Genomic DNA, 25,078 nt, shown 5'->3' with positions numbered 1-25,078 from the left:
GTGGGATGCAATGCCGCACCGAGGTGACAGTTCGCGGCAATGTTCGGCAGGCACAAACACCGCCGTAAGCTGTCCTCTCGCGCGCCGGAGGGTTAGCGGGCCAGCAGCCGGACGTGGTCCGGGGTGAGCTCCGAGATCCGGCTGACGCCCAGGAGCGCCATGGTGCGGCGCATATCCGCCTCCAGGATCTGGATGGCCCTATCCACGCCGGCCCGGCCGCCGGCCATCAGGCCGTAGAGGTAGGCGCGGCCGATCAGGGTGAAGTCCGCACCCAGCGCCAGCGCGGCGATGATGTCCGCGCCGCTCATGATGCCCGTGTCCAGGATGACGGCAGCGCCGCTGTTATCCGCCTTGAGCGCCGCGGAGACCTCGGGGAGCAGGTGGAACGGGATGGGGGCACGGTCCAACTGGCGGCCGCCGTGGTTGGAGAGCACGATGCCGTCCGCCCCGTGGTCCACGACCTTGCGCGCGTCCTCGACGGTCTGGATCCCCTTGACCACGAGCTTGCCCTTCCACGTTTCGCGCAGCCAATCGAGGTCCTCGAAGGTCAGCGTGGGATCGAACATGGAGTTGATGAGGTCCGCCACGGTGCCGGTGTAGCGCGACAGGGAGGCAAAGGTCAGCGGCTCGTGGGTGAGGAAGTTGAACCACCACGCGGGCCGGTAGGAGGCGTCCAGCACGGTCTTGAGCGTCAGCGCCGGCGGGATGGTCATGCCGTTGCGGACATCGCGCAGGCGGGCGCCGGCGACGGCGGTATCCACCGTCACCATGAGCGTGTCGTTGCCTGCCTTGGCCGCGCGCTCGATGAGTTCCAGCGAGCGGTCCCGGTCGGTCCAGAGGTAGAGCTGGAACCAGTTGCGTCCGCCCGGGGCGGCCGCGGCCACGTCCTCAATCGACGCGGTGCCCATCGTGGAGAGCGTGTACGGGATGCCGGCGGCCGCGGCGGCCCGGGAGCCGGCATACTCGCCTTCGGATTGCATCATCCGGGTGAAGCCTGTGGGCGCGATGCCGAAGGGCAGCCGGGAGGGTTTGTCGAGGATCTGCGTGCTGAGGTCCACGCTGGAGACGTCGCGCAGGATGCCGGGGCGGAACTCGACGTCGAGGAAGGCCTGGCGTGCCCGGCGCAGGGTGATTTCCGCTTCGGCAGCCCCGTCCGTGTAATCGAAGGGTGCCTTGGGCGTGCGCCGCTTGGCCATGTCACGGAGGTCCCAGATGGTGCTCGCCCGCCGCAGCCTGGCCTCGCGGCCCAACTCCGGCTTCTTGAATTGCATCAGCGGGGCGAGGTCCGCGTACTTGGGCACCCGGCGCCTGAGCGCGGCCGGCAGCCCACCACCGGACGCCGGAACGCCATCGGCAGCCGGCACCGGACTGGCATGGGTGGTGGCGGTGTCCTCCGGCGTCGTGGGGGCCTCCGGGTTGCCGGGGTTGCTGAACTTCAGGGGTTGCGTCATTGCTGCCTCCGGGGCGTCTGATTCCGACGGGTCTCGTGCCAAGACTGTGGTCCAACCACACTCTAGGGTATGTGGTCCAACCACATCAACTACGATTGGTTCATGCGCACGCACCGCCTCGTCCTGCAGTGGATCGAAGAACAGCTCTCCACCGGACGGCTCGTGGTGGGCGGCCGGCTTCCGGCGGAGCGCACCCTTGCCGAGCAGTTGGGCGTCTCCCGCACCTCGGTGCGCGAGGCGATCCGGATCCTGGAGGCCATGGGCGTTGTCCGAGCCGGGGTGGGCTCCGGTCCCGACGCCGGCACGGTGGTGATTTCGGACCCGACGTCGGCGCTCGGCGCGGCGCTGCGGCTCCACGTCGCCACGTCGCATTTTCCTGTGGCGGACATAGTGCAGACCCGGGTGCTGCTCGAGTCCTGGGCCGCGGCCCGCGCGCAGCCCGGATCGGCGGCGCTAGCTGAGGCGGCCGCCCTCCTGGCGGAAATGGAGGGCTGCACGGCCACCGAAGAGTTCCTGGCACTCGACGTCCGGTTCCACCTGGCATTGGCCGACGCCGCGGGCAATGCCGTGGTCAGTGCCATGATGGGCTCCCTGCGCGAGGCCATCCAGGACTACGCCGGGCGGCTCACCGGGAACCTGCCAGACTGGAACGCCACCGCCGCGCGGCTGCGGCAGGAGCACCGGGGCGTCCTGGCCGCCATCAACCAGCACGACGGCGCCGGGGCGGCCAGGCTCGTGGCGGAGCACATAGAGGGCTACTACGCGGAGGCCGGGCTTAGCGAAGCGCCTGCGGGGCACGGGGCGGCCGCACCGCAGGGCTGACGGGCCGGCCGTCGGAATATTACGCCGCCGCTTTGTGCTCCGGCGCCGGAGCGGGCTATGGTCAATGGCATGACTAACCGTTGGTATGCGTATTTTTCGTTGGCACTGGAGGGGCCCGCGTCTAACTGACACGCATCCAACACACCTTCAGAGCCAACAGGGCAGAGATGATTCTCTGCCCTTCGCCATTTCTCCGGCGGGTTCTGATCAGGGCCCGCTCCGCACCCGGAACAGGACCCGAACATGAGCATCGAAGCAGCCCCTGACAGCCACCAGGCCACATCCAACCTGCGCGTCAGCCAATTCACCGCGCTGCCCACCCCGCAGGAAATCATCGCGGAACTCCCGCTGGATGCCCGGGGATCCGACGTCGTCGGCCGCGGCCGGGACGAGGTCCGCGCGATCATGGACGGCGTCGACGACCGGCTCCTGGTGATCGTCGGCCCGTGCTCCATCCACGACCCCAAGGCCGGGCTGGAATACGCCCGCCGGCTGGTCAGCCAGGCCGAGAAGCACCGCGAAGACCTGCTGATCGTCATGCGCACCTACTTCGAGAAGCCGCGCACCACGGTCGGCTGGAAGGGCCTGATCAACGATCCGCGGCTGGACGGCAGCCACGACATTGCAGCGGGCCTGCGCGCCGCGCGCCGGTTCCTGCAGCAGGTCACCGCACTGGGACTGCCCACCGCCACGGAATTCCTCGAGCCCATCAGCCCGCAATACGTGGCCGACCTCGTCGCCTGGGGTGCCATCGGGGCGCGCACCACCGAGAGCCAGATCCACCGGCAGCTGGCTTCCGGGCTGTCCATGCCGATCGGCTTCAAGAACGGGACCGACGGCGGACTGCAGGTGGCGCTCGACGCCTGCAGCGCCGCCGGGGCCGCCCAGGCCTTCCTGGGAATCGACGACGACGGCCGGGCGGCCCTGGTCAGCACCGCCGGCAACCCCGACACCCACGTCATCCTGCGCGGCGGCAGCGACGGCCCCAACTTCTCCGCAGTCGACGTCGAGGCTGCCTCCGCCAGGCTTGCCGCCAAGCACCTGAACCCGCGGCTGATCGTGGATGCCAGCCACGCCAACAGCGGCAAGAACCACCACCGGCAGGCCGAGGTGGCACTGGAGATCGGCGCCCAGCTCGAAGACGGCGGAGCCTCCGCCTCGGCCATCGCCGGCATCATGCTGGAGAGCTTCCTCGTGGGCGGGGCGCAGTCCCTTGACGTTGCCGAACACGCTGCCGGAGCCGACCAGCTGCTCTACGGCCAGAGCGTCACCGACGCCTGCATGGACTGGGACGTCACCGCGTCGTTGCTGGACCAGCTGGCGGCCTCGGCACGCACCCGGCGCGTCCGGGGCTGAGTGCGGGTGCCGGAGAGCGGCCCGGGCGGAAAAATCCTGCGGAAATCCTTCGCAGAATCCTGCGGAAACCTTTCACATTGGCACCATGAACCCCTAGAGTATCTAGCACATGGTTGTTTGATGGCTCAGCATCGGCACACCGCCATGTCGTTCAGACGGGGCAGCCGTTCGCTTGAGCAAAAGGAATAGGGAAATGTCTTCGGAGGCCAACTTCTCCAACGCGCGCTTTCTCACCGTGGCCGAGGTCGCGGACGTCATGCGGGTATCCAAAATGACCGTGTATCGCCTGGTGCACTCCGGCGAAATGCCGGCGGTGCGCTTTGGCCGCTCCTACCGGGTTCCGGAAAACGCCGTCGAACAGTACCTCAAGGGTGCTGTCGTCGACGGACACACCGAGACGGCCTGAGTCTTCCACTGTCATACCGGGCCGCGACAGACCCCTCCGCGGGGCCTGCGGTCGTGGTGTGCCCCGGATAGGCGGTACCCTGTTAAGGAACGTTTTACGTCATTGTAAGAACCTGTCAGTTGTTTAGTCTGCTTGCCTAGCCCGCGGACCGTCCCCAACAGGCAGGTACTGCATCTAGCCGGTAAGGAACTTTCGTGGGTTCAGTTATTAAGAAGCGTCGCAAGCGTATGGCCAAGAAGAAGCACCGCAAGCTGCTTCGCAAGACGCGCCACCAGCGTCGCAATAAGAAGTAGAGATACTTCGAACAGCGTCAATGCCCGTTGCCTTTCCGGCGGCGGGCATTTTCTTTTGGGCCTCGGATACGGGAAGACGCGGCGGTGGCGGACAAGCGCGCCGCGGATCCGGGGTGCGCACGTCCGAAGGCGCGGCCGTCCGAAGGCGCAGCGGCGGGCCGGGCGGTCCCGGGGGAGGGTGGCTAGACGGTGGGGCCGCGGAAGCGGGAGAAGCCGCGCCAAAGACCGTAGATGGCTCCGCCGATGGTGGCGGCCTTCAGGCCCAGGGTGGCCGCGCGGCGGCCGGACCGGAAGTCGTAGACCGGCCAGTTGTGTTCGCGGGCGTGGCGGCGCAGCCGTGCATCGGGGTTGATGGCTACCGGGTGGCCGACCATGCTGAGCAGCGGAATGTCGTTGTGCGAGTCGCTGTAGGCCCAGCAGCGGTTGAGATCCAGGCCCTCCGCTTCGGCAATCGCGCGGACTGCGACGGCCTTTGCCGGTCCGTGCAGGATGTCGCCCACCAGCTTCCCGGTGTAGGAGCCGTCGCGGATCTCGCCCACCGTGCCGAGGGCGCCGGTGAGGCCCAGGCGGGTGGAAATTACGGCGGCAACCTCGATCGGCGTGGCGGTGACGAGCCAGACGCGGCGCCCCACCCGCAGGTGCTGTTCGGCCAGGGCCTTGGTGCCGGGCCAGATCCGCGACTCGATCATCTCGTCGTAGACTTCCTCGCCGAGGGCTTCGATGTCCTGCACGGTGAACCCCGAGGCGAGGCTCAGTGCGGTGTCGCGGACGGCGTGGACGTCTTCGATGTTTTCGCCGCGGAACACGAACATCAGTTGCTTCCAGGCGAAGCCCGCCGCCTGGGGAATGGTGAACGCCCCGCGCTGATGCATTTTGCGGGCCACATGGAAGAGGCTGGCGCCCCTCATGAGGGTGTTGTCAACGTCGAAGAAGGCGGCTTCGCCGTGCTGCGGTGACGCAACGGGCCGCGTGGCCACAGCGACGATCTTCTCCTCGGGCATGCCACGAGTCTAGTCAATGCCGCGGGATCCTACGCGCAGAACGGCTCCGCCGCACCGGCCGCGCGAACCGGACGCGCCTCGCGTCGACGTCGTACCTGGCGCCGGGCTACCGTGGAGGCATGGCTGAAACCGCGCCCCGCCCCGACGTCGTACTCATCACCAAAGCTGACTGCCACCTGTGCGCCGACGCGCGTGACGCTGTCGGCCGGGTCACCTCCGCGCTGGGGCTCGGCTGGTCCGAGCGGTCGATCGACGACGACGCTGAGCTTCGCGAGCGTTATGCCGAGGAGATCCCGGTGCTGCTGGTGGACGGAGTCCAGCGGGATTTCTGGCGGATCGACGAGGTCCGGCTGGCCCGGACCCTGCGCCGCGCCCTCGGCCAGTCGGCCTGAGCGCGCCCCGGCCAGGCAACCGGGGACCCGCGGGCTGCTGCTTTGTGGCCTGAACTGCGGGGGCTCTAGAGTGGAGTCACAACGCGACGCAATGGAGCAGATAGTGACTTCGCTGGATTCTTCACCCGACGCCCTGCCCGGGGGAGCCGGACCTGCCGCCAAGCAGATCCCGCCCGCGGCCGTGGCGCGGCTGACGCTCTATCTGCGCGCCTTGACAACCCTGCTGGCTGAAGGCGTGGACCGCGTTTCCTCCGAATCGCTGGCTGAGGCCTCGGGCGTCAGCTCCTCCACCCTCCGCAAGGACCTCTCCTATGTGGGCTCCTATGGAACCCGGGGCGTGGGCTATGAGGTGCAGTACCTGAACCGGCACATTGCCGCGGCCCTGGGCCTGACCCACGACTGGAAAGTCGCGATCGTCGGCGCCGGCAACCTCGGCAAGGCCCTGGCCCGGTACGGCGGCTTCGAATCCAGGGGCTTTGACATCGTTGCGATTCTCGACGCCGACCAGATGGTGGTGGGTAGCGAGGTGGGCTGGCTGCGGGTGAGCGACGCCGCGGACCTGGAAGCCGTGCTGGAACGCACCCGGACCAACATGGTGGTCCTGGCGCTGCCCGCCGCTGTGGCGCAGAGCGTGTGCGACCGGGTGGTGGCCGCGGGCGTGCGCAGCATCCTGAGCTTTGCCCCGGTCATGCTGCAGGTGCCCCCGGGAGTCAATCTCCGCAAGGTGGACATGGCCACGGAACTGCAAATCCTTGCCTACCACGCACAAAGGGCGCAGGACCCGGAAGACGCCGACTGAGTTCAGTTGGTCCCTCCGGCTCCCACGCCCCTTCCTGAGGTGCTGGCTTACGGCCCCGGCTTAGCGGCCGTAAGGGTTCTGCGCGTACGGGTTGGCGAACGGCTGCTGCTTGCTGAAGTAGGGCGACACCGTCGGCAGGTACAGGATCACGATGCCGGCCACGCCCATCAGGATCACGATGATCTGCAGCACGCCGGAGAGGACACCCAGGGCGAACGCGCCGCCGAACAGGCCCAGCAGCGAGAAGGCGGCAAAGACCGTTCCCAGGATGCGGGCCCAGTTCTTGCCCTTGCGGACCGGGAATGCAACCAGGGCATAGAGGCCCAAGGAAATGAGCCCGCCAATGATGCCGCTGATGGGGACGATGGCGCGCACGGCGTTGAGATCGTCCGCCGTGAGCCTCTTGCCCTGCTGCGCCGCGGCCTGCTGCATGGAGGTCTCAAGGTAGTCCGGGGCGGTGAAGGCGATGACCAGGCTGCTGATGAAGGACAGGATGCCCGCACCGATGATGAGCCAAAAGGCGAGGTCCAGCTGAGCCGGCCGGGTCCCGGCCCCGCCCGCGGGGAGCTCCGAGGGATACTGTGCGTAGGGGGACTGGCCATAGGGGCTCTGGCCGTATTGGCCCTGCGCCTGCCCGTAAGCCGGCGGCTGCTGGCCGTACTGGGGCGCGTTCTGCCCGTACGCCGGCGGCTGCTGGCCGTACTGCTGGCCGTACTGCGGAGCGTTCTGGCCGTATCCAGGCGCCTGCTGGCCGTACTGCTGGCCATATTGCGGGGCGTTCTGCCCGTAGGCGGGCGGCTGCTGGCCGTACTGGGGCGCGTTCTGCCCATAGGCGGGCGGCTGCTGGCCGTACTGCGGAGCCTGCTTGCCCGACTCGGGTCCGTCCGGGTTGGAAGGCTCGACTGGCGGGTTACTCATGGCGGTCCTTTGCATTCGATGACGGGATGGGCTGCCGGGACCAGTGTCTATAACCCTGCCCCCAGCGTGGTTTAACTACACCGTACCCCGCGCCTGCGCCCGTTTGGGTCATTCCGCAGAGGGATTCTGAGGGGCATTTTCGGGGTCGCCGTGACCGCGCAGCCCGGGCTTCCGGACCTTGGGCGGCATGGCGCCGCTCCGTGCAAATGAACGTCAGATGCGGCCCTTGGCTGCGTCGAACCAGGCCTGCGACTTTGGCAGCCACATCAGCACGGTCGCCAGCAGGCTGATGGCGAAGCCGGGCCAACTGCCGCCGCCAGCGACGCCGATGCTGGCCAACGCCAGCACCAGGCTGACTCCGGCGGCAATGGTCAGCGCGAAGCGGGCCCACTCCCAGCCCTCCTTCATCTTCATTGCCAGCGTTACCTGCGCGGCGGCCAAGCCAACCGCCACCAGTACCAGCAAGAGCAGCAGGATGCCCGACGGCGGCGAAACCACAAAGAGCACCAGGGCGCCAAAGACGCCGATCACCCCTGCGAGCAAGCCCAGCAACCCGCCAATGACCCAGACCCAGTAAGAGGCCTTCAGCTCCATCGGCATGGCCGGGACGCTGAATATCCCGGAGTAGCCGCCCACGGGCAGGGTGCCTCGAAAGTTTTGGGGCCGGTCGGCCGGCCACTCGAGCCGGAATCCGCCGAGGCGGCCCGGCTGTCCGGGGGCGCCTGGGTGGCCCGGCACCCCGGGCTGTCCCTGCGACGCTGGGCCCTCGGGGCCTGGTCCGGCCGGCGGGACGTTGCCCGGTCCCTGCGGATTGGCGCCTGGCTGATCTGGCTCGGGGACGTCGCCGGTAGTACTCATGGATTTCACTTTAGACCGCTGAATCGGTGCTTCCTAGCCGGCGCCGGAGCCGGACGCGAGGCTGCTGGGCGCCCCTGTTCAACGCGCCCAGGCGCCCTTGTTCAACGCGCCCAGCGCACCCCTGCGCGGACCCTGGGTCAGACTCCTGGCTGGCCCCGGGGCCGGACCCTGGAAAGCCAGACACCCCGCGCCATCCGGGAATGGCGCGGGGTGTCTGGAGGGGTGCCGGCGCTGGGCCGGCTCCGTCCGTCGCTCGGGACGGAGAGGTACTACGCTGCGGGGGCGATGAAAGCCAGTTCGAGGTTGATGGCAACCTTGTCGCTGACCAGCACGCCGCCGGCCTCGAGGACGGCGTTCCAGGTCAGGCCGAAGTCCTTGCGGCTGATCGTGGTCTCGGCGGTCAGGCCGGCGCGGGTGTTGCCGAACGGGTCAACGGCAACGCCGTTGAGCTCGGTTTCCAGCGCCACCGGGCGGGTGACACCCTTGATGGTCAGGTCGCCCTGCAGTTCGTAGGCGTCGCCCTTGGGGACGATGGCGTTGGAAACGAAGGAGATCTCCGGGAACTTCTCGACGTCGAAGAAGTCTTCGCCGCGGACGTGGCCGTCGCGGTTGGCGTCGCCGGAATCGAAGCTCGCGGTCTTGATGGTGGCGTTCACCTTGGAGTCGGCGACGTTCTCGGCGAGGTCCAGGGTTGCGTCGGCTTCCTTGAACTGGCCGCGGACCTTGCTGATGCCCGCGTGGCGGACGGTGAAGCCGATCTCGCTGTGCGAGGAGTCGAGGGTCCAGGTGCCGGTGGTGAGGTTTGCGGGAAGTGCCATGGTGGTTCTCCTTGAGTCGGGTGGGTCGTGCGGAAGGTCATCTGATCGTCGGCCGGAACTTCATTGGTTGAAGTCTCAACTAACTGCTTCACCCAGTATAAACATGCATTTGCATCTTTTATTCCGCACCCGGGGAACATTTCGGAAAAAGTTTCAGTTCTACCTCTCGTAGAAGATTTCGTCATTGCCCCTGCCCTTTGAGAAACTGGTACACATGCCCCAAGCCACTGTTCACTTGCTCCGCCACGGCGAGGTCCACAATCCCGAAGGCGTCCTGTACGGCAGGCTGCCTGAGTTCCACCTCTCCGAACTGGGCCGAGAGATGGCCCGGATGCTTGCCGGGCACTTCAGCGATCGGGCCGCGCAGGGGGCTAAAATCGTTCACCTCGCGGCTTCGCCGTTGACCCGCGCGCAGGAAACGGCGCAGCCGATCTCCGAGGCCCTCGGCCTCGAGATCGCCACCGAGGAGCGGATTATCGAGGCCGCCAACTACTTCCAGGGGTTGCAGGTCTCCAAGGGCGAGATCTTCAAGCCCAAGCACTGGCCGATGCTGCGAAACCCGCTCCGGCCGTCCTGGGGCGAGCCGTACAAGGAGCAGGCCGCGCGTGTGACCGCCGCGGTGCAGGATGCGCGGCTCCGTGCCCTTGAGCTCGGTGGCGACGGCGCCGAGGCGATCCTGGTCAGCCACCAGCTGCCCATCTGGGCCACCCGGCTCAGTGCAGAGGGCCGGCCGTTATGGCACGATCCGCGCAAGCGCGAATGCACACTCACCTCCGTGACTTCCCTCGTATTCAACGAGGACGGGACGCTTCTTCGCGTCGACTACAGCGAGCCTGCCGCCGTCCTCCTGCCCGGTGCGTCCAGCACCCCGGGGGCTTGAGCATGTTCGGAAACGATGCGGGGTTGTCCCGGCGCAGTGCCCTCACCGCCGGCGGTGCGGCCTTGGCCGCCATTCTGGGGCTCACCGGCTGCGCGCAGGAAGACGACCTCGCCAAGCAGGCCAAGGCGGGGGATAACAAGAACTACGTCGCCGGCGATGGCTCGGTGACCGAGTTCGCCGCTGCCGACCGGAAAAAGCCGGTGGAGAGCAAGGGGACCCTGTTCGACGGCACCACCGTCACGGCGTCGCAGTTCCAAGGCAAGGTGACCGTGCTCAACTTCTGGTTCGCCGCGTGCGCGCCCTGCCGGGTGGAGGCGCCGTCGCTGGAAGCCCTGCACCAGGAATTCAAGAGCCAAGGCGTCCAGTTCTTCGGCGTCAACCTGCGCGATGAGAAACCCACCGCGGAAGCGTTCGACAAGACCTTCAACCTGACGTACCCGAGCTTCAACGACAAGGACGGCGCGGTGCTGCTGGCCGTTTCCGGGCTGGTTCCGCCCGGCGCGGTTCCCACCACGCTGGTGCTCGACAAGCAGGGCCGGGTCTCCGCCCGCGTGCTCGGCGAGATCCAGAAGGGCACCCTCAAGTCCCTCATCGCAGCCGCCGTGGCCGAGTAGGGCACGCGCCATGAACAGCCCCTTCGCCGAAGCCATCCTGAACGGTTCGCTGCTGCTCGCCATTCCGGTGGCGCTGCTGGCGGGACTCGTGTCCTTCCTCTCGCCCTGCGTGCTGCCGTTGGTGCCGGGCTACCTCGGCTATGTGACGGGCCTGACCGGCGTCGACCTGCAGAAGCAGAAGCGGGGCCGAATGCTGGCCGGGATCGGGTTGTTCGTCCTCGGCTTCTCGGTGATTTTCGTCCTCCTCGGCGGGGCCTTCGGCCAGCTGGGAACGCTGATCACCGGGTCGCAGAACGCCTGGATCACCCAGGTACTCGGCGTCGTGGTGATTGTGATGGGCATCGTGTTCATGGGCGGCTTCGGCTGGCTGCAGCGCGATGCGAAGATCCACGCGAAGCCACCCGCCGGGCTTTGGGGTGCGCCTTTACTGGGCATCACCTTCGGCCTTGGCTGGGCGCCCTGCATCGGCCCGACCTATTCGGCGGTCCAGCTGCTGAGCTTGTCCGGCGGATCGTCCGCGGCGAAGGGCGCCCTCCTGGCGTTCGTGTATAGCCTTGGGCTGGGCATCCCGTTCCTGTTGATCGCCCTGGCCGTCCGCCGCGGCATCGGGGTGCTCTCCTTCTTCCGCAAGCACCGGCTCGCCATCCAGCGCACCGGCGGCGGGATCCTGATCGTCCTGGGCGTGCTGATGGCCAGCGGGGTCTGGGGGGCCTGGGTCTCCGGGCTGCAGTACTGGTTCCAAACCGATGTGAAATTGCCGATCTGATGAGCGAGCGAGTGAACGTAGAGAAGAAATCCCCGTCCCCCGGCACGCCCGAGGCAGGCAGCGGCTCCGTCGACACCGCTGTTTCCGCCGCCAAGGCTGACGCTGTACTGCCGTCGCTCGGACCGGTGGGCATGCTCCGCTGGGCGTGGACGCAGCTGACCAGCATGCGCACCGCGCTGTTCCTGCTGCTCCTGCTCGCCGTCGCCGCCGTTCCCGGTTCGCTGTTCCCGCAGCGGCCCGCGAACCCCGCCGTGGTGACCCAGTACATCAAGGACCACCCGGATTACGGCAAGATCCTGGACTCGCTGCAGCTCTACGATGTCTACTCCTCGGCGTGGTTCTCCGCCATCTATATCCTGCTGTTCACCTCGCTGATCGGCTGCGTGGTGCCGCGCGCCATCGTGCACTACAAGGCGATGCGCTCCCAGCCCCCTCGCACCCCGGCGCGGCTGTCCCGGCTGCCCGAGTACGGCACCCTGGTGGTACCCGCCGACGCCGGCATCCCGGCGTCGCGGGCCATCGACGACGCCGCCGCCCTGCTGAAGAAACGCGGTTACCGCGTCGACGTGCGGGACCGCGACGGCGAACGGCCCTCGCTCGGCGCGGAACGCGGCTTCCTCCGGGAGGTGGGCAACCTCGTCTTCCACACGGCCCTGATCGGCGTGCTGGTATCCGTCGCGGCCGGCGGCCTGTTCGGCTACAGCGGCCAGCGGATCCTGGTCGAGGGGGACACCTTCGTGAACACCCTCGTGGGCTACGACCAGTTCAGCCCGGGCACCAATTTCCAGAGCAGCCAGCTGGAGCCCTACTCCATCCAGCTGGACAAGTTCCACATCACCTTTGACCGCGAATCGAAGGGCAAGTTCGGCCAGCCCATCGATTTCCAGGCCGATGTGACCACGAAGGAGAACCCGGGCGCGCCTGCCAAGAAGGAAGTGCTGAAGGTCAACGACCCGCTCAGCCTGGGCGGAACCAGCATCTACCTGACCGGCAACGGCTACGCCCCGGTGGTCACGGTGCGGGACGGCGCCGGCAACATCGCCATGCAGGGCCCGGTGGTGGCCAAGCTGCAGGGCGACAACTACTACTCCTCGGTGGTCATCAAGGTTCCCGACGCCAAGCCCGAGCAGCTCGCCTTCGCCGGCTTCTTCCTGCCCACCGCGTTCATCACCAAGGAAGGCGTTTCCTTCAGCGGCGATCCGGAACTGTTCAATCCGCAGCTGACGCTGAACTCGTACTACGGCGACCTCGGACTGGACAGCGGCTCTCCGCAGAACGTGTTCGAGCTCGACGTGAAGAAACTGACGCCGCTGAACGCCCGCAACCTGCCCACCAAGGGCATCGTGCTGACCCCGGGAACCACGCACACCCTGCCCAACGGCAAGGGCACCATCAGCTTCGACGGCGTCAAGCGCTACGTTGGCGTTGATATCCACCACAACCCCGGCCAGGGCTACGCGCTGTTCTTCGCGCTGCTCGCCGTCGCCGGCCTGGTCACCTCGCTGTACGTGAACCGCCGCCGTGTCTGGGTTCGCACCGGTACCCACGCGGACGGCCGCACCATGGTGGAGTACGGACTGCTGGCCCGCGGCGAGGACCACCGCCTGGCCGGCGAAGCCGCCGCCATCCGCGCCCTGCTCTCGGCAGCCTGGCCGCTGGACGAACCGGGGGAGGATTCCCAGCCTGCTCCCAGCGCGACGGCGGATAATGGCCGGGCGGACACCGGCGCCGACACCGGCACGGACGCCTCCTCGGAACAACCCGCAACAGACTTCATCCAGTCCACAGCAGGCTCTCCTGAGTCAAAGAAGGATCAGTAATGTTCCCCATCAACGAAACCATGGGCCAATACAGCGAGCTCTTCATGCTGCTCGCGGCCGGCACCTACACGGTGGCGTTCATCGCCTTCGCCTGGGACCTGGCCAAGAGCAGCAAGACCCTGCGCGCGGTGGACCAGAAAGCAGCGGAACTCTCCGGCGCCGAGGCAGCCCGCGTTCCGGTGGGTGCCGGTGTCGGGGCCTCTTCGGCCTCCGTGGACCGCGCCGACTCCGAGGTGGCCGGGCCGGTCGGCCGGGCCGAGCGCCCGACGTCGTCGGTCTCCGGCAGCCAGGGCAGCGGGGCTGGCCTGACGGCCGACGGCGGTATGCGCTACGGCGCTGAGCGCCGCGTTCCGGCGCGGGTCGCCGTCGCCCTCGCGGTGCTGGGTGCCGCCATCCACGCCGCCGGCGTCATCACACGTGCGCTCGGCGCGGGCCGGGTGCCGTGGGGCAACATGTACGAGTTCCTGACCACCGGCGCATTCGTGGCCGTTGCGGTCTTCCTGCTGGTGCTGATCCGCCGCGACCTGCGCTTCCTCGGCACCTTCGTGATCGGCCTGGCCATCATCATGCTGGTCGCCGCGTCCGTCGCGTTCTGGACGCCCGTGGGACACCTCGTGCCCGCGCTGCAGAGCTACTGGCTGATCATCCACGTTTCCATCGCGGTGCTGTCCTCGGCCCTCTTCACGCTGACCTTCGCGATGTCCGCGCTGCAGCTGGTCCAGTCGCACCGGCAGAAGACCGTTGCCGCCGGTGGCGCCGACAAGCTCGGCTTCATGCGCCTCGTTCCCAACGCCCTGAGCCTGGAGAACCTGTCCTACCGCATCAACGCGATTGCTTTTGTCGGGTGGACTTTCACGTTGATGTTCGGCGCGATCTGGGCGGAGAAGGCCTGGGGCCGGTTCTGGGGCTGGGACACCAAGGAAGTCTGGACCTTCGTAATCTGGGTGGTTTACGCCGGCTACCTGCACGCCCGGGCCACCCGCGGCTGGACCGGTACACGCGCGGCCTGGCTCTCGATCGTGGGCTACCTGTGCGTGGTCTTCAACTTCACCATCGTCAACCAGTTCTTCAACGGACTGCACTCCTACTCGGGGCTGTAGACGCTCAGTTCCTGCGCTTCGGCGACGAGGGGTGCAGAATCGGTTTGAGTCGCTGCGGCCGAGTGCTCGGTTCGCCACAGATGGCCGCTAACGTGCCCCGTTAGCGGCCATTTGCGTCGGATGGGTGGCGACGACGGCGTCGGCGAGGCTCGATGGCACTGGAGTTGTACCTCGAATTGCTGGGCACGGGGGCGTCGGGGTGGCTGCGAATTGGAGCCAGGCTTACTTCTCCACCTGGCCTCCAACCCCGTCGCGCCAGCGATCTACGCGCTCCGCGGGAAGCATCCATTCGCCACAGATGGCCGCTAAGCCGCCCGGTTAGCGGCCATTTGTATCAGATGGGTGGCGACGACGGCGTCGGCCAGGCTTGATGGCACCGGAGTTACAGCCCGATCGGCTGGGTACCGGGGTGTCGGGGTGGGTGCGTAGGGGGTTCGGCTTCCCTCCGCATTTGGCCTCCAACCCAGTCGCTCCAACGTGGCCCGTACCCCGCGATTCGCCACAGACGGCCGCTACGCCTTCCACGTGAACCGTCCATTCGCCACAGATGGCCGCTATCCCGCCCGGTTAGCGGCCGTTTGCGTCAGATCGGAGCCGAAGGTGCGGCCGGACCGCTTCGGCTTCCGTCTGCGATCGGGCGCCCAGCCTCGCTCCATCAACGCGGCCCGCACCCTAGTGACAGCCGTTGGCTCCATGCCCGGACCGAGGGGGGTCAGATCCCACTGGGTCAGCACGACTACCCGCCACCCGGCATCCCGCGCGCTCTCGTCCCGGAAGATGTCACTGCGACGCTGCGCCGGAGTGGCATGGTGGCCGCCGTCGTACTGTATTGCGACGCGTTCCTGTTCGTATGAAAGATCGGGGTCTTGGATCCAGCCGCCGGTGGCATCGAACATCGGAACGTTGATGGCCGGCTCGGGCAGGCCGTGGCGGACAAGGAGCAGGCGGAGCTCGGTCTCCTTGGGGGAGTCCGTGCCAGCGCGGAGCAGCGCCCTGGCCCGCATGGCCTTTGGGTAACCCGGCCTTCCCTTCCGTCCGCTGAGGTACGCGTCGAGCTCGTCGAGCGTGGCCAGGGGATGCCTCCGCTGCAGCAGGAAGTCGCCGGCAATCACCAGGTCGTCGAGGCTAAGCATGCTGGCCAGGTCGAACCAGGTCCGCAGCGGTGATGTGCAATGGACCCTAGAACCGGCCACGATCTCTTCGGGTTCAAGCCACCGTTGATGGCCCACGACATTCTTTCGACGCACAGCCCGATTGCCCGGCCGGCTGGTTAGATGAACGACGTCGAGGTCCGCCACAGCCGCCGGGAGGGGAAAGCCCCAGAGCAGGGCAGCGGTTGCATGGCTCACCACCGCGTACGTCACAGCAGCCAAGGCATGCACGCGTGCCAGTAGGGTGCGCGGCGTCGTGGCGGCGGCGCGTACTCCGTGGCAGGGGCTGACAAGATCGCGGGAGCGTGTCCGACGCCGGCTCAGTCCCGCCGCTCGGGCCTCCGCGAGCGTAAATGGCGTGCTTCGAAGCCTCGGTGGGAGCTCGCTGGGATGGCGCATATGGAAAGTCTGCGCCCGGTACGAGCAGGGTCGGGCGTTATCCACAGGACAGGGAGGATGTGGAGGACTAGTGGGCGCCAGGGGCCCGGCGCAGGGACGGCCAACAGGCGACGGCGGTTCGCCCACAGATGGCCCCAGGCGGGCGGCCATACCGGCCATCTGTGGCGAATGGCGCGAGCTGGAGGGAAGGCCGCGGTACGAGGGAAGCGTGGCGGGAGCTATGAAATCGGCAGGCTGGGCTGGGCGTGAAAGCGCAGGGGCCGCCAAGCAACGTGCTTGGCGGCCCCTCGGGTGTCTTTAGAGCGGCGGAGCCGGAGCTACTTGACCTCGTCGGTGCCCTGCGTGGGGTCTCCGCTGCCGTGGGCTTCGCCGGATCCCGGGCCGCGGTGGTCGCCTGCGTCCCCTAGTTCGCGCTCCTTGGCGTCCAGTTCGTCCTTCAGCTTCTTCAGCCGGTCGGCCTCCGCCTGGTTGCGCCGGCGCAGCTCCAGATTGCGGAGGAAGTCCGGATCGTCGTCCGGGGCGGTGGGGTGGCGGTAGCTGGACGGGGCTGCTGCGGCCTCGCCGCGGGGCCGGCCGATGAGGAACCAGAGAACCGCGCCGATCACCGGGAGAAGGATCTGCACCACGATCCAGGCCGGCTTGGAAATGCCCTTGGTCAGGCGTGGGTCAGTCCGGATGAGGTCGATCAGTCCGTAGACAAAGACGACCAGTACAACGATTGGTACCACGACACGGAGCATAGCTTCAGTTTAGCCTCCGCGCGAGCTTCCGGCGCCGGGGGGCCGACGCCGAGCAACCGCCGGGCGGCCGGCCCTGAACCTACCCACCCGCGCTATCTTCGCGCACCGCCACCACCCGGCTACCCGGCCACCGGCGCCTGTGACGGGCCCGGACGGCTAAACTGGGAGTGTGGCTTTCCTGAAATACTCCCTGATCCGCTTGGTGCTGTTCGTGCCGTTGTTCGCCCTGTTCGTCTACTTGCAGCTCGGCTGGCTGCTGGCCGCGCTCTGCGCCGGGATGATGGCCTTCGCGATCAGCTTCCTGTTCTTCCAAAAGCAGCGCGACGCGGCCACCGCCTCGATCCACCAGCGTTTCTCCGGCAAGGCCAAGCCGCTGCGCAGCGCGGGGGAGGTCGAGGACGCCGCCGTTGAGGACCGCCTGGTGGACGAGCACCCCGACGTCACCGTACGCACCGACAGCCGGCCCAAGGACTCCTAGCACCTGCGGTAACCCGACTGAGGCGGGGCTGCACCAGTCTACGAAAGCCTAACGCGCAGGTGCCCCCAGAGCGACCGGCCCAGGCTCGCAGAGGGCACTAAGAGTTTCCCTCAGAAGATCCCAGAGCGCCCCTAGCCCCCAGAGTGCCCCGAAGGCGCCCCCAGACCCCCCCCGAACGCCCCTAGAACCCGCGGCTCAGCACCAGGCCGAGCGAGAACAGCACGGCGTAGCCCAGGTTGATCAGCCCCGTCTGCTTCAGCACCGGGATCAGGCTCTTGCGGCGCCGGCCCGCGATCATCAGCCAGGACGGCATCAGGATTGCCGGGATCAGCAGCAGCACGATCAGCATCCACGGCCGCCCGGGCGCCAGCACAATCACCAGCAGGATCGCGACGGCGAGCATCAGCACGTAGCTTTCGCGGGCGTGCTTGTCTCCAAGCCGGACAGCCAGTGTCTTTTTCCCGGCGACGCGGTCGGTGGGGATGTCCCGCACGTTGTTGGCCATGAGCAGGGCGCAGGCGATGAGGCCAGTGCCGATCGCGCCGATGATGGCCGCGAGGCTGAGCTGGCCGGCCTGCGTGTAGGTGGTGCCCAGCGTGGCGACGAGCCCGAAGAACACAAAGACGAACAGGTCGCCCAGGCCAAGGTAGCCGTAGGGATTCTTGCCCCCGGTGTAGCCCCAGGCAGCGAGAACGCAGCCCACACCCACGAGGATGAGCCACCAAGCCTGCGTGATGATGACCAGCACCAGTCCGAACAGCATTGCCAGGCCAAACGCCGCGAAGGCAGCGCGCTTGACGTGCTCAGGCTCCGCGAGCCCGGAACCCACCAGGCGGAGCGGGCCCACCCTGTCCTCGTCGGTGCCGCGGATGCCGTCCGAGTAGTCGTTGGCGAAGTTCACGCCAATCTGGAGCAGCAAGGCCACCATGGCGGCCAACAGGGCGTTGACGGGCCGGAACGCGTTCATCTCATAGGCGGCTGCGGACCCGATCAGGACCGGCGCGATCGCGGCTGGCAGGGTGCGCAGTCGGGCGCCTTGGATCCATTGTGCGGCTGTGGCCACGTTCAGTACCTCGTTGGTTTGGGTGTTGATCTGGTGAAGAGACGTGCGTGAAGCTTTTCTATTTTCCCTGATGGTGGGCGTCCAGCCGAACTGTCATGCCCAGCCGGTCCGGTTTTCCGTTCGGAAGCATCAGCAGTTCCGCGGCGGTGAGCAGGGTTTTAGGGACCAGCGCCCCCGCCAACCCCGGGGCGTCGCCTGCAGCCAAGCGCGCTGCGAGGTCATCCGCCGCCTCCGGAGAGTCGTCGGCCAGGACGACGTAGGCCGCCAGCGACTGGCCCCACTCGGCGGAGGGGACACCCGCCACGAAGGCCGCCCGGACGCCGTCGAGCTTCTCCAGCTCTGCCTGCACATGCGCGGCGGAGACCTTGACGCCGCCGGTGATGACGACGTCGTCGGCGCGCCCGAGCACGGCAAGGACTCCGTCCGCCGACAGCGCGCCCAAGTCGTTGGTGCGGTACCAGCGCGTCCCGTCGGCCTCCGTAAACGCGGCATCCGTGAGCCCGGGCTCGTCGAGGTACCCGGCCGCAATGGTGGCGCCGCCGAGCAGGATCCGGCCGTCCGCGGCGATGCTGACCTCGACGCCCTCCAGCGGGACGCCGTCGTACACGCAGCCGCCGCAGGTCTCGGCGGAGCCGTAGGTGGTGACCACCCGGACGCCGGCCTCGCGGGCCGCGGAGAGCAGCTCCGCCGACGCCGGGGCGCCGCCCAGCAGGACTGCGTTGAAGCGCCGGAGGACTGCCAGTGTTTCCGCCGAGGGCTCCTCCAGCAGCCGCTGCAACTGCGTGGGAACCAGGGAAGTGAAACGGATCTTGTCCGTGAGTTCGCGGGCCGCGGAAGTGAAGGCCTCCGGGGTGAAACCGCCAGAGAGGTCCATCGCCCACGGCCGGGTGCCGGCGAAGAGAGACCGGACCAGCACTTGGACCCCGGCCACAAACTGCACCGGCAGGGCCAGCAGCCACTGGCCTTCGCCCTTGAGTGCCATGGCCGTTGCCATCGAGGAGGCGGCCAGGGCGTCCACGGTCAGGACCGTGGCCTTGGGCACGCCGGTGGAGCCGGAGGTCCGGACCACGACGGCGGCGTCCTCGAAGCCGGGCGTTTCCACCAGCCCGACGACGGGGGAGCCGTCCGGGCCGGCGGAGAGTTCGACGGCGGGTCCCTCCCCTCGGAGGGCGGCCGCGAGGGCTGCGAGGGCGGGCTCGATGTTCACCGCTCCGGAAGTCATGGCGGTTCCCTTAGAAGTAGTACGGGAACTGGGACCAGTCCGGATCACGCTTCTCCAGGAAGGCCTCCTTGCCCTCCACCGCCTCGTCCGTCATGTACGCCAAGCGAGTGGCCTCACCGGCGAAGACCTGCTGGCCGGCCAGGCCGTCGTCGGCGAGGTTGAAGGCGAATTTGAGCATGCGGATGGCCTGCGGGGACTGCCGGGCGATGTCCGCGGCGTACTCCAGCGCCACCTCCTCGAGCCGTTCGTGGTCCACGGCCTCGTTCACGGCGCCCATCCGGACCATGTCCTCGGCGGAATATTCGCGCGCCAGGAAGAAAATTTCGCGGGCGGCCTTCTGGCCAATCTGGCGGGCCAGCAGCGCCGAGCCGTAGCCGGCGTCGAAACTGCCCACGGTCGCGTCCGTCTGCTTGAACTTTCCGTGTTGCCGGGAAGCGATGGTGAGGTCGGAGACGACGTGCAGCGAGTGGCCGCCGCCGGCTGCCCAGCCGTTGACGACGGCGATGACCACCTTGGGCATGGTCCGCATCAGCCGCTGGACCTCGAGGATGTGCAGCCGGCCGGCGCGAGCGGGGTCGATGGTCTCCTTCGTTTCGCCATCCGCATAGCGGTACCCGTCGCGGCCGCGGATCCGCTGGTCTCCGCCGGAGCAGAAGGAGTGCCCACCGTCCTTGGCGGACGGGCCGTTGCCGGTGAGCAGGACGGTGGCAACATCCGGGGTCATCCGGGCGTGATCCATGGCGCGGTACAGCTCGTCCACCGTGCCGGGCCGAAACGCATTGCGCACCTCCGGACGGTTGAAGGCGATCCGGACGGCGGGGAGGTCGCGGACCACGGTGCCATCCGCGGCGCGCTCCACCTGCCGGTGGTAGGTCATGTCCTGGAAGTCGTCGAAGCCGGTTACGGTGCGCCAGCGGGTGGGGTCAAAGACGTCGGACACCTTGGCGGGGATTTCGTTGCTCACAGTCCGAGTCTAGTAATCGGCTCAGCTGATGCAGAACTCGTTGCCTTCCGGGTCCGCCATGGTGTGCCAGGAATGCGGGCCCTCGTTGGCAGTCCAGAGGAACGTGGCGCCCCGGGCCTCGAGGGTGGCCCGGACCTCGTCCTTGTCCGCGCCGGCCAGGTTTACGTCCCAGTGGATGCGGTTCTTGACGCTTTTCGGCTCCGCCGCGCTTTGGAACAGGATCCGCCGGGTGGGCGGTTTGGCCTCGAGGTCCTCCGGCGGCCGGATGGCGGCGCCGGTCCGCCAGACCAGCTTCCCGTGGTGCAGCTTGGTCTCCGCGTCGGTTGCGAAGCCCTGTTCGATCATGGAGCGGATGAAGTCCTCGTCCTGCGGCTCCACGGCCCAGTCGAGGGTTTCGGCCCACCAATCGGCGAGGCCGTGCGGATCGATGCAGTCAACTGCGATCTGGATGTTCAGTGCCATGGGAGAAACCTACGACGACGGAGTCCGCGGCGCTAGGCGTTCGCGGCTGATCGCAAGATCCTCGAGCGTAGACTCGGGTTTTTGCGGATCTGCACAGGAAGTTATGGGGGCGTGTTGTTCAAGACGAATTTGAGGACGGCGGGATTGTGGCTGCTGCTGGTCATGGTGCTGCTGGCGGCATCGTGGTTCCTTCTGGCCATGGGCGAGCCGTCCGACGACGGACGCTTCCTAGGATTCATGGGCCAACTCGGCTCGGCAGCTCTCGGCGCGGCTGTCAACGCCGCCACGGCTCTCATCATCACGTTCTATGCGTTATCCGCCCGGATACGCCGCCGTCGTCGTGACAGAGTTCTCGCCGCCCTTCGACGGCAAGCCGAACACGGGCGGGCCCTTGTTCTGGGTGAGATGTCAATCCCCGGCATCATCCCGGTGGCATCGATGGGGAGCGACCCGCTGTCAACGCATGTGCGCTTCGAGTTTGCCCCTCTTGACGACCGGGAGCAGCGCGTTCCGGAGGAATGGCCAGCGCTGAGGGATGGACGACTGCAGGACCTGGTTCGCAAGGCGGCGGCTGAGTCCGTGGTGTTCACTGACGACGAAGCGATCGACATCGTCAATGCAGGAGTGGTGAAGACCGTACGCTCCCGTGCCCTAAGCGAAACGGTGTACGAGCTGGTACCGAGGAAGACCAGTTACTTCGTCTGGGCATCGACGAGCGCATCGTTGGACCGGCATCTCACTGCGGAGGAAAAGGCTGCCATCGGCGGTCCCGAGCAGACCCTGCGGGAACGCTGGAACAAGCGGCCAACCCGGCTCGAAGATCTCAGCGGGCTTCCCTCCCCGGCGAAATTGGGATGCGGCGTCGTCGTCGTGACAAAGGATGACTACATGGTGTTGGGAGTGCGCGGCCGAACGTTCGTAGCAAGCGATTTCGACGGCGACGGTGCAGAAACTCGAGCGTCTGTCCATTTTGTGGCGGAAGGCGTTTTGCCGACGGACGTGGACGCCGCGAACCTGCTAAATCCTGACGTCGCTGCGCTTCGCGGGCTGAAGGAGGAGATGGCGCTGGGAAACGACGTGGGGTCGTTGGCGCGTGTCATCTCGCTGCAACGGACCGGCGTCTTCCTGGATACCCAACGCTGGCAGCCGTGCTTCGCCTATTTGGCCCGGGTCGATGTGACCTTCAACGAACTCAGTACCTTGGTGCTGTCCGCACGCGATTTTTGGGAGGCGGACAGGTTGGTTCCACTCCTCTTTGATCCATTCGACGACAAGGTGCGCTCCATGATGTTGGACATGGACCCAGAGCACCGCTTTGCCTCCAATCATGCTCACGCATTGGCCTACTTTGCCCTGCTCAGCGAATTCGGGCTGCCCGAGCTGCGCGACTCCCTCCGGACCCGTAAAGGCCTACACCGCGGTGGCCCCCTCCGCGCGGGAGCTACTGAACTTGCTCCAGGATCTCCGGCGGGATGGCGTAGATGAAGATGACAGCCAGCAGGTTCTTCGCGGCATGGACAAAGTAGGAGAACATCACGTTCTTGCCGGTCCAGACGTAGACAAACACCAAGGTAGCGCCCATGGCGAGATATGGCATCAGCACCGGCAGCGTCAGGGACTCCTGGCCGACGATGTGCAGGGCCGCGAACAGCACCACGGAGAGCGCACAGCAGAGCCAGAGGTTCAGCTTCCGGCTCAGTTTGCCGATCAGTAGGTGGCGGAACATGTACTCCTCCACAAAGGGCCCCACCACCACGAGCAGGGGAACCATCAGCCAGGCGGGCACCTGCTGCATGATGGCCTGCAGGCCGGCCTGGTTCGCGGAGGTCTGCGGAGGGCCGCTGACGGCCACCAGGACGGCGGTCAGGATCATCGCAGCCACAACCGCCAGCGGCACCATCAGCAGGGTGAACCAGGGCCTGGTGGCCAGCACGCGCAGGTCCCGGCGGGCGACCTGGCGGGCGGCTGCCAGCGCGAGTAAACCGATCACCGTATAGAAGGCCAGGTTCACGGCGTAGGACGCCACCGCCGGATTGGGCGAGAGCTGCAGCACCAGCGGTGCCAGCAGCCCCGAGGCGACGGCGAATAAGGCGGCCACTGCCACGTAGATTCCCGCCGTGAAGTAGTCCAGCCGGGAGAAGGCATACAGTTCCGGACGCGGCGGGGGTGGTTGACGGAGAGCTGTGCCCATAACCCCAGCCTAGTCCGCCGCTGCGCGGACACAGCTAACGCCCGGGCCGAGGGCGCCGGGCGTTAGCTGCCGTTGCTGATCTTCGTGTTCCTACCGGAACAGCGACTTGTAGGTGCCCATGATGATCCGGTCTCCCGGGGTGGACTTGCGGATGTAGTCGACCACAGCCCAGTCATCCAGCGAGATGCAGCCGGCCGTCGGGATTTTCTTCATGTGCAGGAAGATGGCGAAGCCTGCATCCTGGACAATCTTCGGCCGGTTGTAGTTGATCACCACGCCCTGGCGGTAGTAGCCCAGGCTGGCGAACCACCACATGTTCTCATCCCAGCCCACCCAGGAGGAGGACTCGTGGTACTTGTTGTACGTGGCCGTCCAGGGGTTGCCGCCCCAGCGCGAACGGGGGTTCAGCGTCCGGTAGGAAAGCTTCGTTCCCGGGTTGCCCAGGCCGAAGGCCTCGGTCACGGAGAACGAGCCCGTGGGGGAGAACAGGTTCCGGGTGGGGCCGGACGGCACTCCCGGTGCCTTGAACCCGGATTTGCCGACATAACCGTCAGTCCGCCAGTCCGGCACATACGTTCCGGCGACCTTCATGCAGTACAGGTTGGTTGCGTGGTTCAGCCCGTAACCCTGCGTCCAGGTGAGCAGGACACGGTTTGCTCCGTAGGTGGGGTACTTGGACTTGCCGTTGTTGAGGTTCTGGCACTCCGTCATTCCGTACACCCGGGCGCCCGCTCGGCCTGCCCAGCCGATGAACCCGCGCTGGAAGGCCTGGATGCACTGCCCGCTGGCGCATTTTTCGTTCGCCAGGGGATATCCCAGGCTGCTCCGGGTGGCGCCGGCGGTGACGTACCGGGCGCCGATGCCGCCGCGCGAGATCCATGAACCGGTCGTCGAGGACCAGTAAACGGTTCCGCCCTGGAAACGCTGCAGGCATCCGCCGCCCGCCTGGGCGCAGATTCTCGCGCCGGTGGGATAGCCCATGACGCCGGCTTCCCCGCGTGCCGCTTTCCACCGGGTGTAAAGCGTTCCCTTGATTACCTGGGCTGCGGTCTTCGGCGACCAGAACACGGCTCCGTTGACAAAGAACTGCGAGCAGCCCCGGGCCGTCAGCCCGCAGACCTCGGCGGAGACCGGCAGGCCGAGCCCGTTCACCTCACCCATGGCGCGCCACAGGCCTCCAATGCCGCCCCGCGACCAAATCTGCTGGATACCCTTCGTGGTCCACGCGAGGTACCGGCCGCTGGAGAACTTCTGGATCGTTCCGCCGGAGACGGCTGTCTCGTCCGTGACCGGGTAGCCGTAGAGCTCCGGGCCGCCCTGGACGTGCCAGCGGGGGCCGGCGTGGCCGGCTGTCCGCAGGACCGCGTGGGCGCCGGTGGCGGCGGTCCAGAACACGGATCCGCCCACAAACGCTTGGCTGCAGACTCCCAGAGAGCACACCTGGTTGGCGGTCGCCGCGCCAAGGGGACCGGCTGCACCCTTCAGTTCGGTCCACTTCGCCTGGATGGCTCCCTCGACCACGAAGGGCGCGGGCGTCGGTTCCTGGGTAGGAGTCGGAGTCGGCGTCGGAGTCGGACTCGGCGTCACAACCGGAGCCGTCGGCTCAACGGTGGGTTCCACCGTCACCGCAGGGCTCACTGTGATTTCCGGGCTGGGATCTGCGGGGGCCGACGCCGACTCGGTCGGCACCGCAGTGTCGGTGGGAGTCGCTGTCGGGCTGGAAGTGACCTCCGGCGCCGTCTCGGCGAAGGCCGGTCCAACCCCCAGCGGGGCGGCCAAGCCGAAGACCACCGCGGTGACGAGAAGTAGTTTTTTCATTTCGCATCCTCTACGGAGACGACCGGCGTGCAGGTCCCGGCACTGTCGTTGGTCTTGGCAAAGTTCGTGGCTGTGATCTGGGCCGACTGGCCTGCAGCGACGGTTTTGGTGATGATCGTGTGCCCTGCCACCGCAGGGCCCGAGGTGACCGCGATCGCCACGGTGAACACCTTGCTCTTGTCGCTGCTGTTGACGAGGGTCCCCGTGAAGGACCACGACCCGCCGGCCGTCGCGCGGCAGACGGGCTGCCGCAAGGCGTCGGGTGCGTTCAGCGAAGTGGAAACATCGGCGGGCGC

General features: G+C 67.3%; 27 protein-coding genes. 13 read left to right on the top strand and 14 right to left on the bottom strand.

Translation table 11 applies throughout. The annotated features are described in order from the left end of the window. Positions 1–92: 92 nt before the first annotated feature. Positions 93–1,451, bottom strand: coding sequence for an alpha-hydroxy acid oxidase (locus tag AC1DNC_RS11045; RefSeq protein ID WP_476862579.1), 1,359 nt, complete (start codon positions 1,449–1,451; stop codon positions 93–95). 102 nt (positions 1,452–1,553) lie between these two features. Between AC1DNC_RS11045 and AC1DNC_RS11040 the strand changes: the two genes are divergently transcribed. The 4 genes from AC1DNC_RS11040 (at position 1,554) to AC1DNC_RS11025 (ending at position 4,328) form a co-directional block, all read left to right on the top strand. After that, a complete protein-coding gene (locus AC1DNC_RS11040) occupies positions 1,554–2,273 on the top strand; it encodes a FadR/GntR family transcriptional regulator (RefSeq protein WP_476862578.1) in 720 nt (239 codons plus the stop codon). Between the two features lie 243 nt (positions 2,274–2,516). Next, entirely contained in the window at positions 2,517–3,629 is a 1,113-nt protein-coding gene (locus AC1DNC_RS11035; protein WP_476862577.1) for a 3-deoxy-7-phosphoheptulonate synthase, read from the top strand. A 193-nt stretch (positions 3,630–3,822) separates the two neighbouring features. Beyond that, entirely contained in the window at positions 3,823–4,035 is a 213-nt protein-coding gene (locus AC1DNC_RS11030) for a helix-turn-helix domain-containing protein (protein ID WP_138768374.1), read from the top strand. Positions 4,036–4,229: 194 nt separating this feature from the next. Further along, on the top strand, positions 4,230–4,328 hold the full coding sequence (locus AC1DNC_RS11025; protein ID WP_003792170.1) for a 30S ribosomal protein bS22: 99 nt from the start codon (positions 4,230–4,232) through the stop codon (positions 4,326–4,328). 182 nt (positions 4,329–4,510) lie between these two features. Here the strand turns inward: AC1DNC_RS11025 and AC1DNC_RS11020 are convergent, their stop codons facing one another. Beyond that, positions 4,511–5,329, bottom strand: coding sequence for an HAD family hydrolase (locus AC1DNC_RS11020; protein ID WP_476862576.1), 819 nt, complete (start codon positions 5,327–5,329; stop codon positions 4,511–4,513). A gap of 119 nt (positions 5,330–5,448) precedes the next feature. Between AC1DNC_RS11020 and AC1DNC_RS11015 the strand changes: the two genes are divergently transcribed. Together AC1DNC_RS11015 and AC1DNC_RS11010 are read left to right on the top strand one after the other, a co-directional pair. After that, complete coding sequence (locus AC1DNC_RS11015) at positions 5,449–5,721, top strand: glutaredoxin family protein (RefSeq protein ID WP_476862575.1); 273 nt, start codon at positions 5,449–5,451, stop codon at positions 5,719–5,721. A gap of 103 nt (positions 5,722–5,824) precedes the next feature. Next, positions 5,825–6,520 carry a redox-sensing transcriptional repressor Rex gene (locus tag AC1DNC_RS11010; protein WP_476862574.1) on the top strand — a complete coding sequence of 232 codons (696 nt, stop codon included), beginning with the start codon at positions 5,825–5,827 and terminating at the stop codon, positions 6,518–6,520. Positions 6,521–6,580: 60 nt separating this feature from the next. Here the strand turns inward: AC1DNC_RS11010 and AC1DNC_RS11005 are convergent, their stop codons facing one another. The 3 genes from AC1DNC_RS11005 to AC1DNC_RS10995 all read right to left on the bottom strand — a co-directional run bounded on the left by AC1DNC_RS11005 (position 6,581) and on the right by AC1DNC_RS10995 (position 9,114). Further along, positions 6,581–7,438: a hypothetical protein gene (locus tag AC1DNC_RS11005; RefSeq protein WP_476862573.1), complete on the bottom strand. Its 858-nt coding sequence runs from the start codon at positions 7,436–7,438 to the stop codon at positions 6,581–6,583. A gap of 213 nt (positions 7,439–7,651) precedes the next feature. Beyond that, positions 7,652–8,296 carry a hypothetical protein gene (locus AC1DNC_RS11000; RefSeq protein WP_476862572.1) on the bottom strand — a complete coding sequence of 215 codons (645 nt, stop codon included), beginning with the start codon at positions 8,294–8,296 and terminating at the stop codon, positions 7,652–7,654. A gap of 269 nt (positions 8,297–8,565) precedes the next feature. Continuing rightward, entirely contained in the window at positions 8,566–9,114 is a 549-nt protein-coding gene (locus tag AC1DNC_RS10995; RefSeq protein WP_138768379.1) for a YceI family protein, read from the bottom strand. 214 nt (positions 9,115–9,328) lie between these two features. Here AC1DNC_RS10995 and AC1DNC_RS10990 point away from each other — a divergent pair, with 214 nt between their 5' ends. From AC1DNC_RS10990 to ccsB, 5 genes are read left to right on the top strand one after another with little or no spacing between them, the layout of a single operon-like run. Beyond that, positions 9,329–9,994, top strand: a complete 666-nt coding sequence (locus AC1DNC_RS10990; protein WP_476862571.1) for a histidine phosphatase family protein — start codon at positions 9,329–9,331, stop codon at positions 9,992–9,994. A 2-nt stretch (positions 9,995–9,996) separates the two neighbouring features. Continuing rightward, positions 9,997–10,608 (top strand): TlpA family protein disulfide reductase, encoded by a 612-nt coding sequence (locus AC1DNC_RS10985; RefSeq protein WP_476862570.1) that lies wholly within the window; start codon positions 9,997–9,999, stop codon positions 10,606–10,608. Positions 10,609–10,618: 10 nt separating this feature from the next. Then, complete coding sequence (locus AC1DNC_RS10980; RefSeq protein WP_476862569.1) at positions 10,619–11,374, top strand: cytochrome c biogenesis CcdA family protein; 756 nt, start codon at positions 10,619–10,621, stop codon at positions 11,372–11,374. Then, a complete protein-coding gene (gene resB / locus AC1DNC_RS10975) occupies positions 11,374–13,194 on the top strand; it encodes a cytochrome c biogenesis protein ResB (protein ID WP_476862568.1) in 1,821 nt (606 codons plus the stop codon). The genes AC1DNC_RS10980 and resB overlap by 1 nt, the downstream gene beginning before the upstream one ends. Next, on the top strand, positions 13,194–14,294 hold the full coding sequence (gene ccsB, locus AC1DNC_RS10970; protein WP_476862567.1) for a c-type cytochrome biogenesis protein CcsB: 1,101 nt from the start codon (positions 13,194–13,196) through the stop codon (positions 14,292–14,294). Before resB ends, ccsB begins: the two co-directional genes overlap by 1 nt. Positions 14,295–14,848: 554 nt before the next feature. On the opposite strand, the gene AC1DNC_RS10965 is transcribed toward ccsB, so the two are convergent. Both AC1DNC_RS10965 and AC1DNC_RS10960 read right to left on the bottom strand, forming a co-directional pair. Then, entirely contained in the window at positions 14,849–15,523 is a 675-nt protein-coding gene (locus tag AC1DNC_RS10965) for a hypothetical protein (protein WP_476862566.1), read from the bottom strand. 638 nt (positions 15,524–16,161) lie between these two features. Beyond that, positions 16,162–16,584 (bottom strand): PLD nuclease N-terminal domain-containing protein, encoded by a 423-nt coding sequence (locus tag AC1DNC_RS10960; RefSeq protein ID WP_476862565.1) that lies wholly within the window; start codon positions 16,582–16,584, stop codon positions 16,162–16,164. A 169-nt stretch (positions 16,585–16,753) separates the two neighbouring features. Between AC1DNC_RS10960 and AC1DNC_RS10955 the strand changes: the two genes are divergently transcribed. Then, positions 16,754–17,062: a DUF4229 domain-containing protein gene (locus AC1DNC_RS10955; protein ID WP_476862564.1), complete on the top strand. Its 309-nt coding sequence runs from the start codon at positions 16,754–16,756 to the stop codon at positions 17,060–17,062. A gap of 181 nt (positions 17,063–17,243) precedes the next feature. Here AC1DNC_RS10955 and AC1DNC_RS10950 read toward each other — a convergent pair whose 3' ends face one another. The 4 genes from AC1DNC_RS10950 to AC1DNC_RS10935 are packed head-to-tail and all read right to left on the bottom strand — an operon-like array spanning position 17,244 to position 20,773. Next, the gene (locus AC1DNC_RS10950) at positions 17,244–18,125 is read right to left on the bottom strand and encodes a 1,4-dihydroxy-2-naphthoate polyprenyltransferase (protein ID WP_476862563.1); all 882 of its coding nucleotides are present in this window, start codon (positions 18,123–18,125) and stop codon (positions 17,244–17,246) included. A gap of 58 nt (positions 18,126–18,183) precedes the next feature. After that, complete coding sequence (locus AC1DNC_RS10945) at positions 18,184–19,347, bottom strand: AMP-binding protein (RefSeq protein ID WP_476862562.1); 1,164 nt, start codon at positions 19,345–19,347, stop codon at positions 18,184–18,186. A 10-nt stretch (positions 19,348–19,357) separates the two neighbouring features. After that, positions 19,358–20,311 (bottom strand): 1,4-dihydroxy-2-naphthoyl-CoA synthase, encoded by a 954-nt coding sequence (locus tag AC1DNC_RS10940; protein ID WP_476862561.1) that lies wholly within the window; start codon positions 20,309–20,311, stop codon positions 19,358–19,360. Between the two features lie 21 nt (positions 20,312–20,332). Beyond that, on the bottom strand, positions 20,333–20,773 hold the full coding sequence (locus AC1DNC_RS10935; RefSeq protein WP_476862560.1) for a VOC family protein: 441 nt from the start codon (positions 20,771–20,773) through the stop codon (positions 20,333–20,335). Positions 20,774–20,884: 111 nt separating this feature from the next. On the opposite strand from AC1DNC_RS10935, the gene AC1DNC_RS10930 reads away from it, so the two are divergent. Beyond that, positions 20,885–22,258, top strand: a complete 1,374-nt coding sequence (locus tag AC1DNC_RS10930) for a hypothetical protein (RefSeq protein ID WP_476862559.1) — start codon at positions 20,885–20,887, stop codon at positions 22,256–22,258. Here AC1DNC_RS10930 and AC1DNC_RS10925 read toward each other — a convergent pair. From AC1DNC_RS10925 to AC1DNC_RS10915, 3 genes are all read right to left on the bottom strand, one after another. Continuing rightward, positions 22,215–22,964, bottom strand: coding sequence for a lysostaphin resistance A-like protein (locus AC1DNC_RS10925; protein ID WP_476862558.1), 750 nt, complete (start codon positions 22,962–22,964; stop codon positions 22,215–22,217). The two genes, AC1DNC_RS10930 and AC1DNC_RS10925, sit on opposite strands and share 44 nt — an antisense overlap. Positions 22,965–23,054: 90 nt before the next feature. Next, positions 23,055–24,782 (bottom strand): hypothetical protein, encoded by a 1,728-nt coding sequence (locus AC1DNC_RS10920; RefSeq protein ID WP_476862557.1) that lies wholly within the window; start codon positions 24,780–24,782, stop codon positions 23,055–23,057. Continuing rightward, the gene (locus AC1DNC_RS10915; protein ID WP_476862556.1) at positions 24,779–25,036 is read right to left on the bottom strand and encodes a hypothetical protein; all 258 of its coding nucleotides are present in this window, start codon (positions 25,034–25,036) and stop codon (positions 24,779–24,781) included. Before AC1DNC_RS10915 ends, AC1DNC_RS10920 begins: the two co-directional genes overlap by 4 nt. Positions 25,037–25,078: the final 42 nt, after the last annotated feature.

This window comes from Arthrobacter sp. 01N442 (genome assembly GCF_056399345.1).
The sequence above is the reverse complement of the archived record's forward strand: the minus strand, read 5'-3'. Positions and strand labels throughout refer to the sequence as shown.

Bases quoted from the DNA above. Each gene is read 5' to 3' on its own strand.
- AC1DNC_RS10985 (WP_476862570.1), top strand. From the start codon at position 9,997: ATGTTCGGAAACGATGCGGGGTTGTCCCGGCGCAGTGCCCTCACCGCC.
- AC1DNC_RS10925 (WP_476862558.1), bottom strand. From the start codon at position 22,964: ATGGGCACAGCTCTCCGTCAACCACCCCCGCCGCGTCCGGAACTGTAT.
- AC1DNC_RS10995 (WP_138768379.1), bottom strand. From the start codon at position 9,114: ATGGCACTTCCCGCAAACCTCACCACCGGCACCTGGACCCTCGACTCC.
- AC1DNC_RS10945 (WP_476862562.1), bottom strand. From the start codon at position 19,347: ATGACTTCCGGAGCGGTGAACATCGAGCCCGCCCTCGCAGCCCTCGCG.
- AC1DNC_RS11030 (WP_138768374.1), top strand. From the start codon at position 3,823: ATGTCTTCGGAGGCCAACTTCTCCAACGCGCGCTTTCTCACCGTGGCC.
- AC1DNC_RS10935 (WP_476862560.1), bottom strand. From the start codon at position 20,773: ATGGCACTGAACATCCAGATCGCAGTTGACTGCATCGATCCGCACGGC.
- AC1DNC_RS11015 (WP_476862575.1), top strand. From the start codon at position 5,449: ATGGCTGAAACCGCGCCCCGCCCCGACGTCGTACTCATCACCAAAGCT.
- ccsB (WP_476862567.1), top strand. From the start codon at position 13,194: ATGTTCCCCATCAACGAAACCATGGGCCAATACAGCGAGCTCTTCATG.
- AC1DNC_RS10960 (WP_476862565.1), bottom strand. From the start codon at position 16,584: ATGCTCCGTGTCGTGGTACCAATCGTTGTACTGGTCGTCTTTGTCTAC.
- AC1DNC_RS11045 (WP_476862579.1), bottom strand. From the start codon at position 1,451: ATGACGCAACCCCTGAAGTTCAGCAACCCCGGCAACCCGGAGGCCCCC.
- AC1DNC_RS10980 (WP_476862569.1), top strand. From the start codon at position 10,619: ATGAACAGCCCCTTCGCCGAAGCCATCCTGAACGGTTCGCTGCTGCTC.
- AC1DNC_RS11035 (WP_476862577.1), top strand. From the start codon at position 2,517: ATGAGCATCGAAGCAGCCCCTGACAGCCACCAGGCCACATCCAACCTG.
- AC1DNC_RS10920 (WP_476862557.1), bottom strand. From the start codon at position 24,782: ATGAAAAAACTACTTCTCGTCACCGCGGTGGTCTTCGGCTTGGCCGCC.
- resB (WP_476862568.1), top strand. From the start codon at position 11,374: ATGAGCGAGCGAGTGAACGTAGAGAAGAAATCCCCGTCCCCCGGCACG.
- AC1DNC_RS11040 (WP_476862578.1), top strand. From the start codon at position 1,554: ATGCGCACGCACCGCCTCGTCCTGCAGTGGATCGAAGAACAGCTCTCC.
- AC1DNC_RS11000 (WP_476862572.1), bottom strand. From the start codon at position 8,296: ATGAGTACTACCGGCGACGTCCCCGAGCCAGATCAGCCAGGCGCCAAT.
- AC1DNC_RS10990 (WP_476862571.1), top strand. From the start codon at position 9,329: ATGCCCCAAGCCACTGTTCACTTGCTCCGCCACGGCGAGGTCCACAAT.
- AC1DNC_RS11020 (WP_476862576.1), bottom strand. From the start codon at position 5,329: ATGCCCGAGGAGAAGATCGTCGCTGTGGCCACGCGGCCCGTTGCGTCA.
- AC1DNC_RS11005 (WP_476862573.1), bottom strand. From the start codon at position 7,438: ATGAGTAACCCGCCAGTCGAGCCTTCCAACCCGGACGGACCCGAGTCG.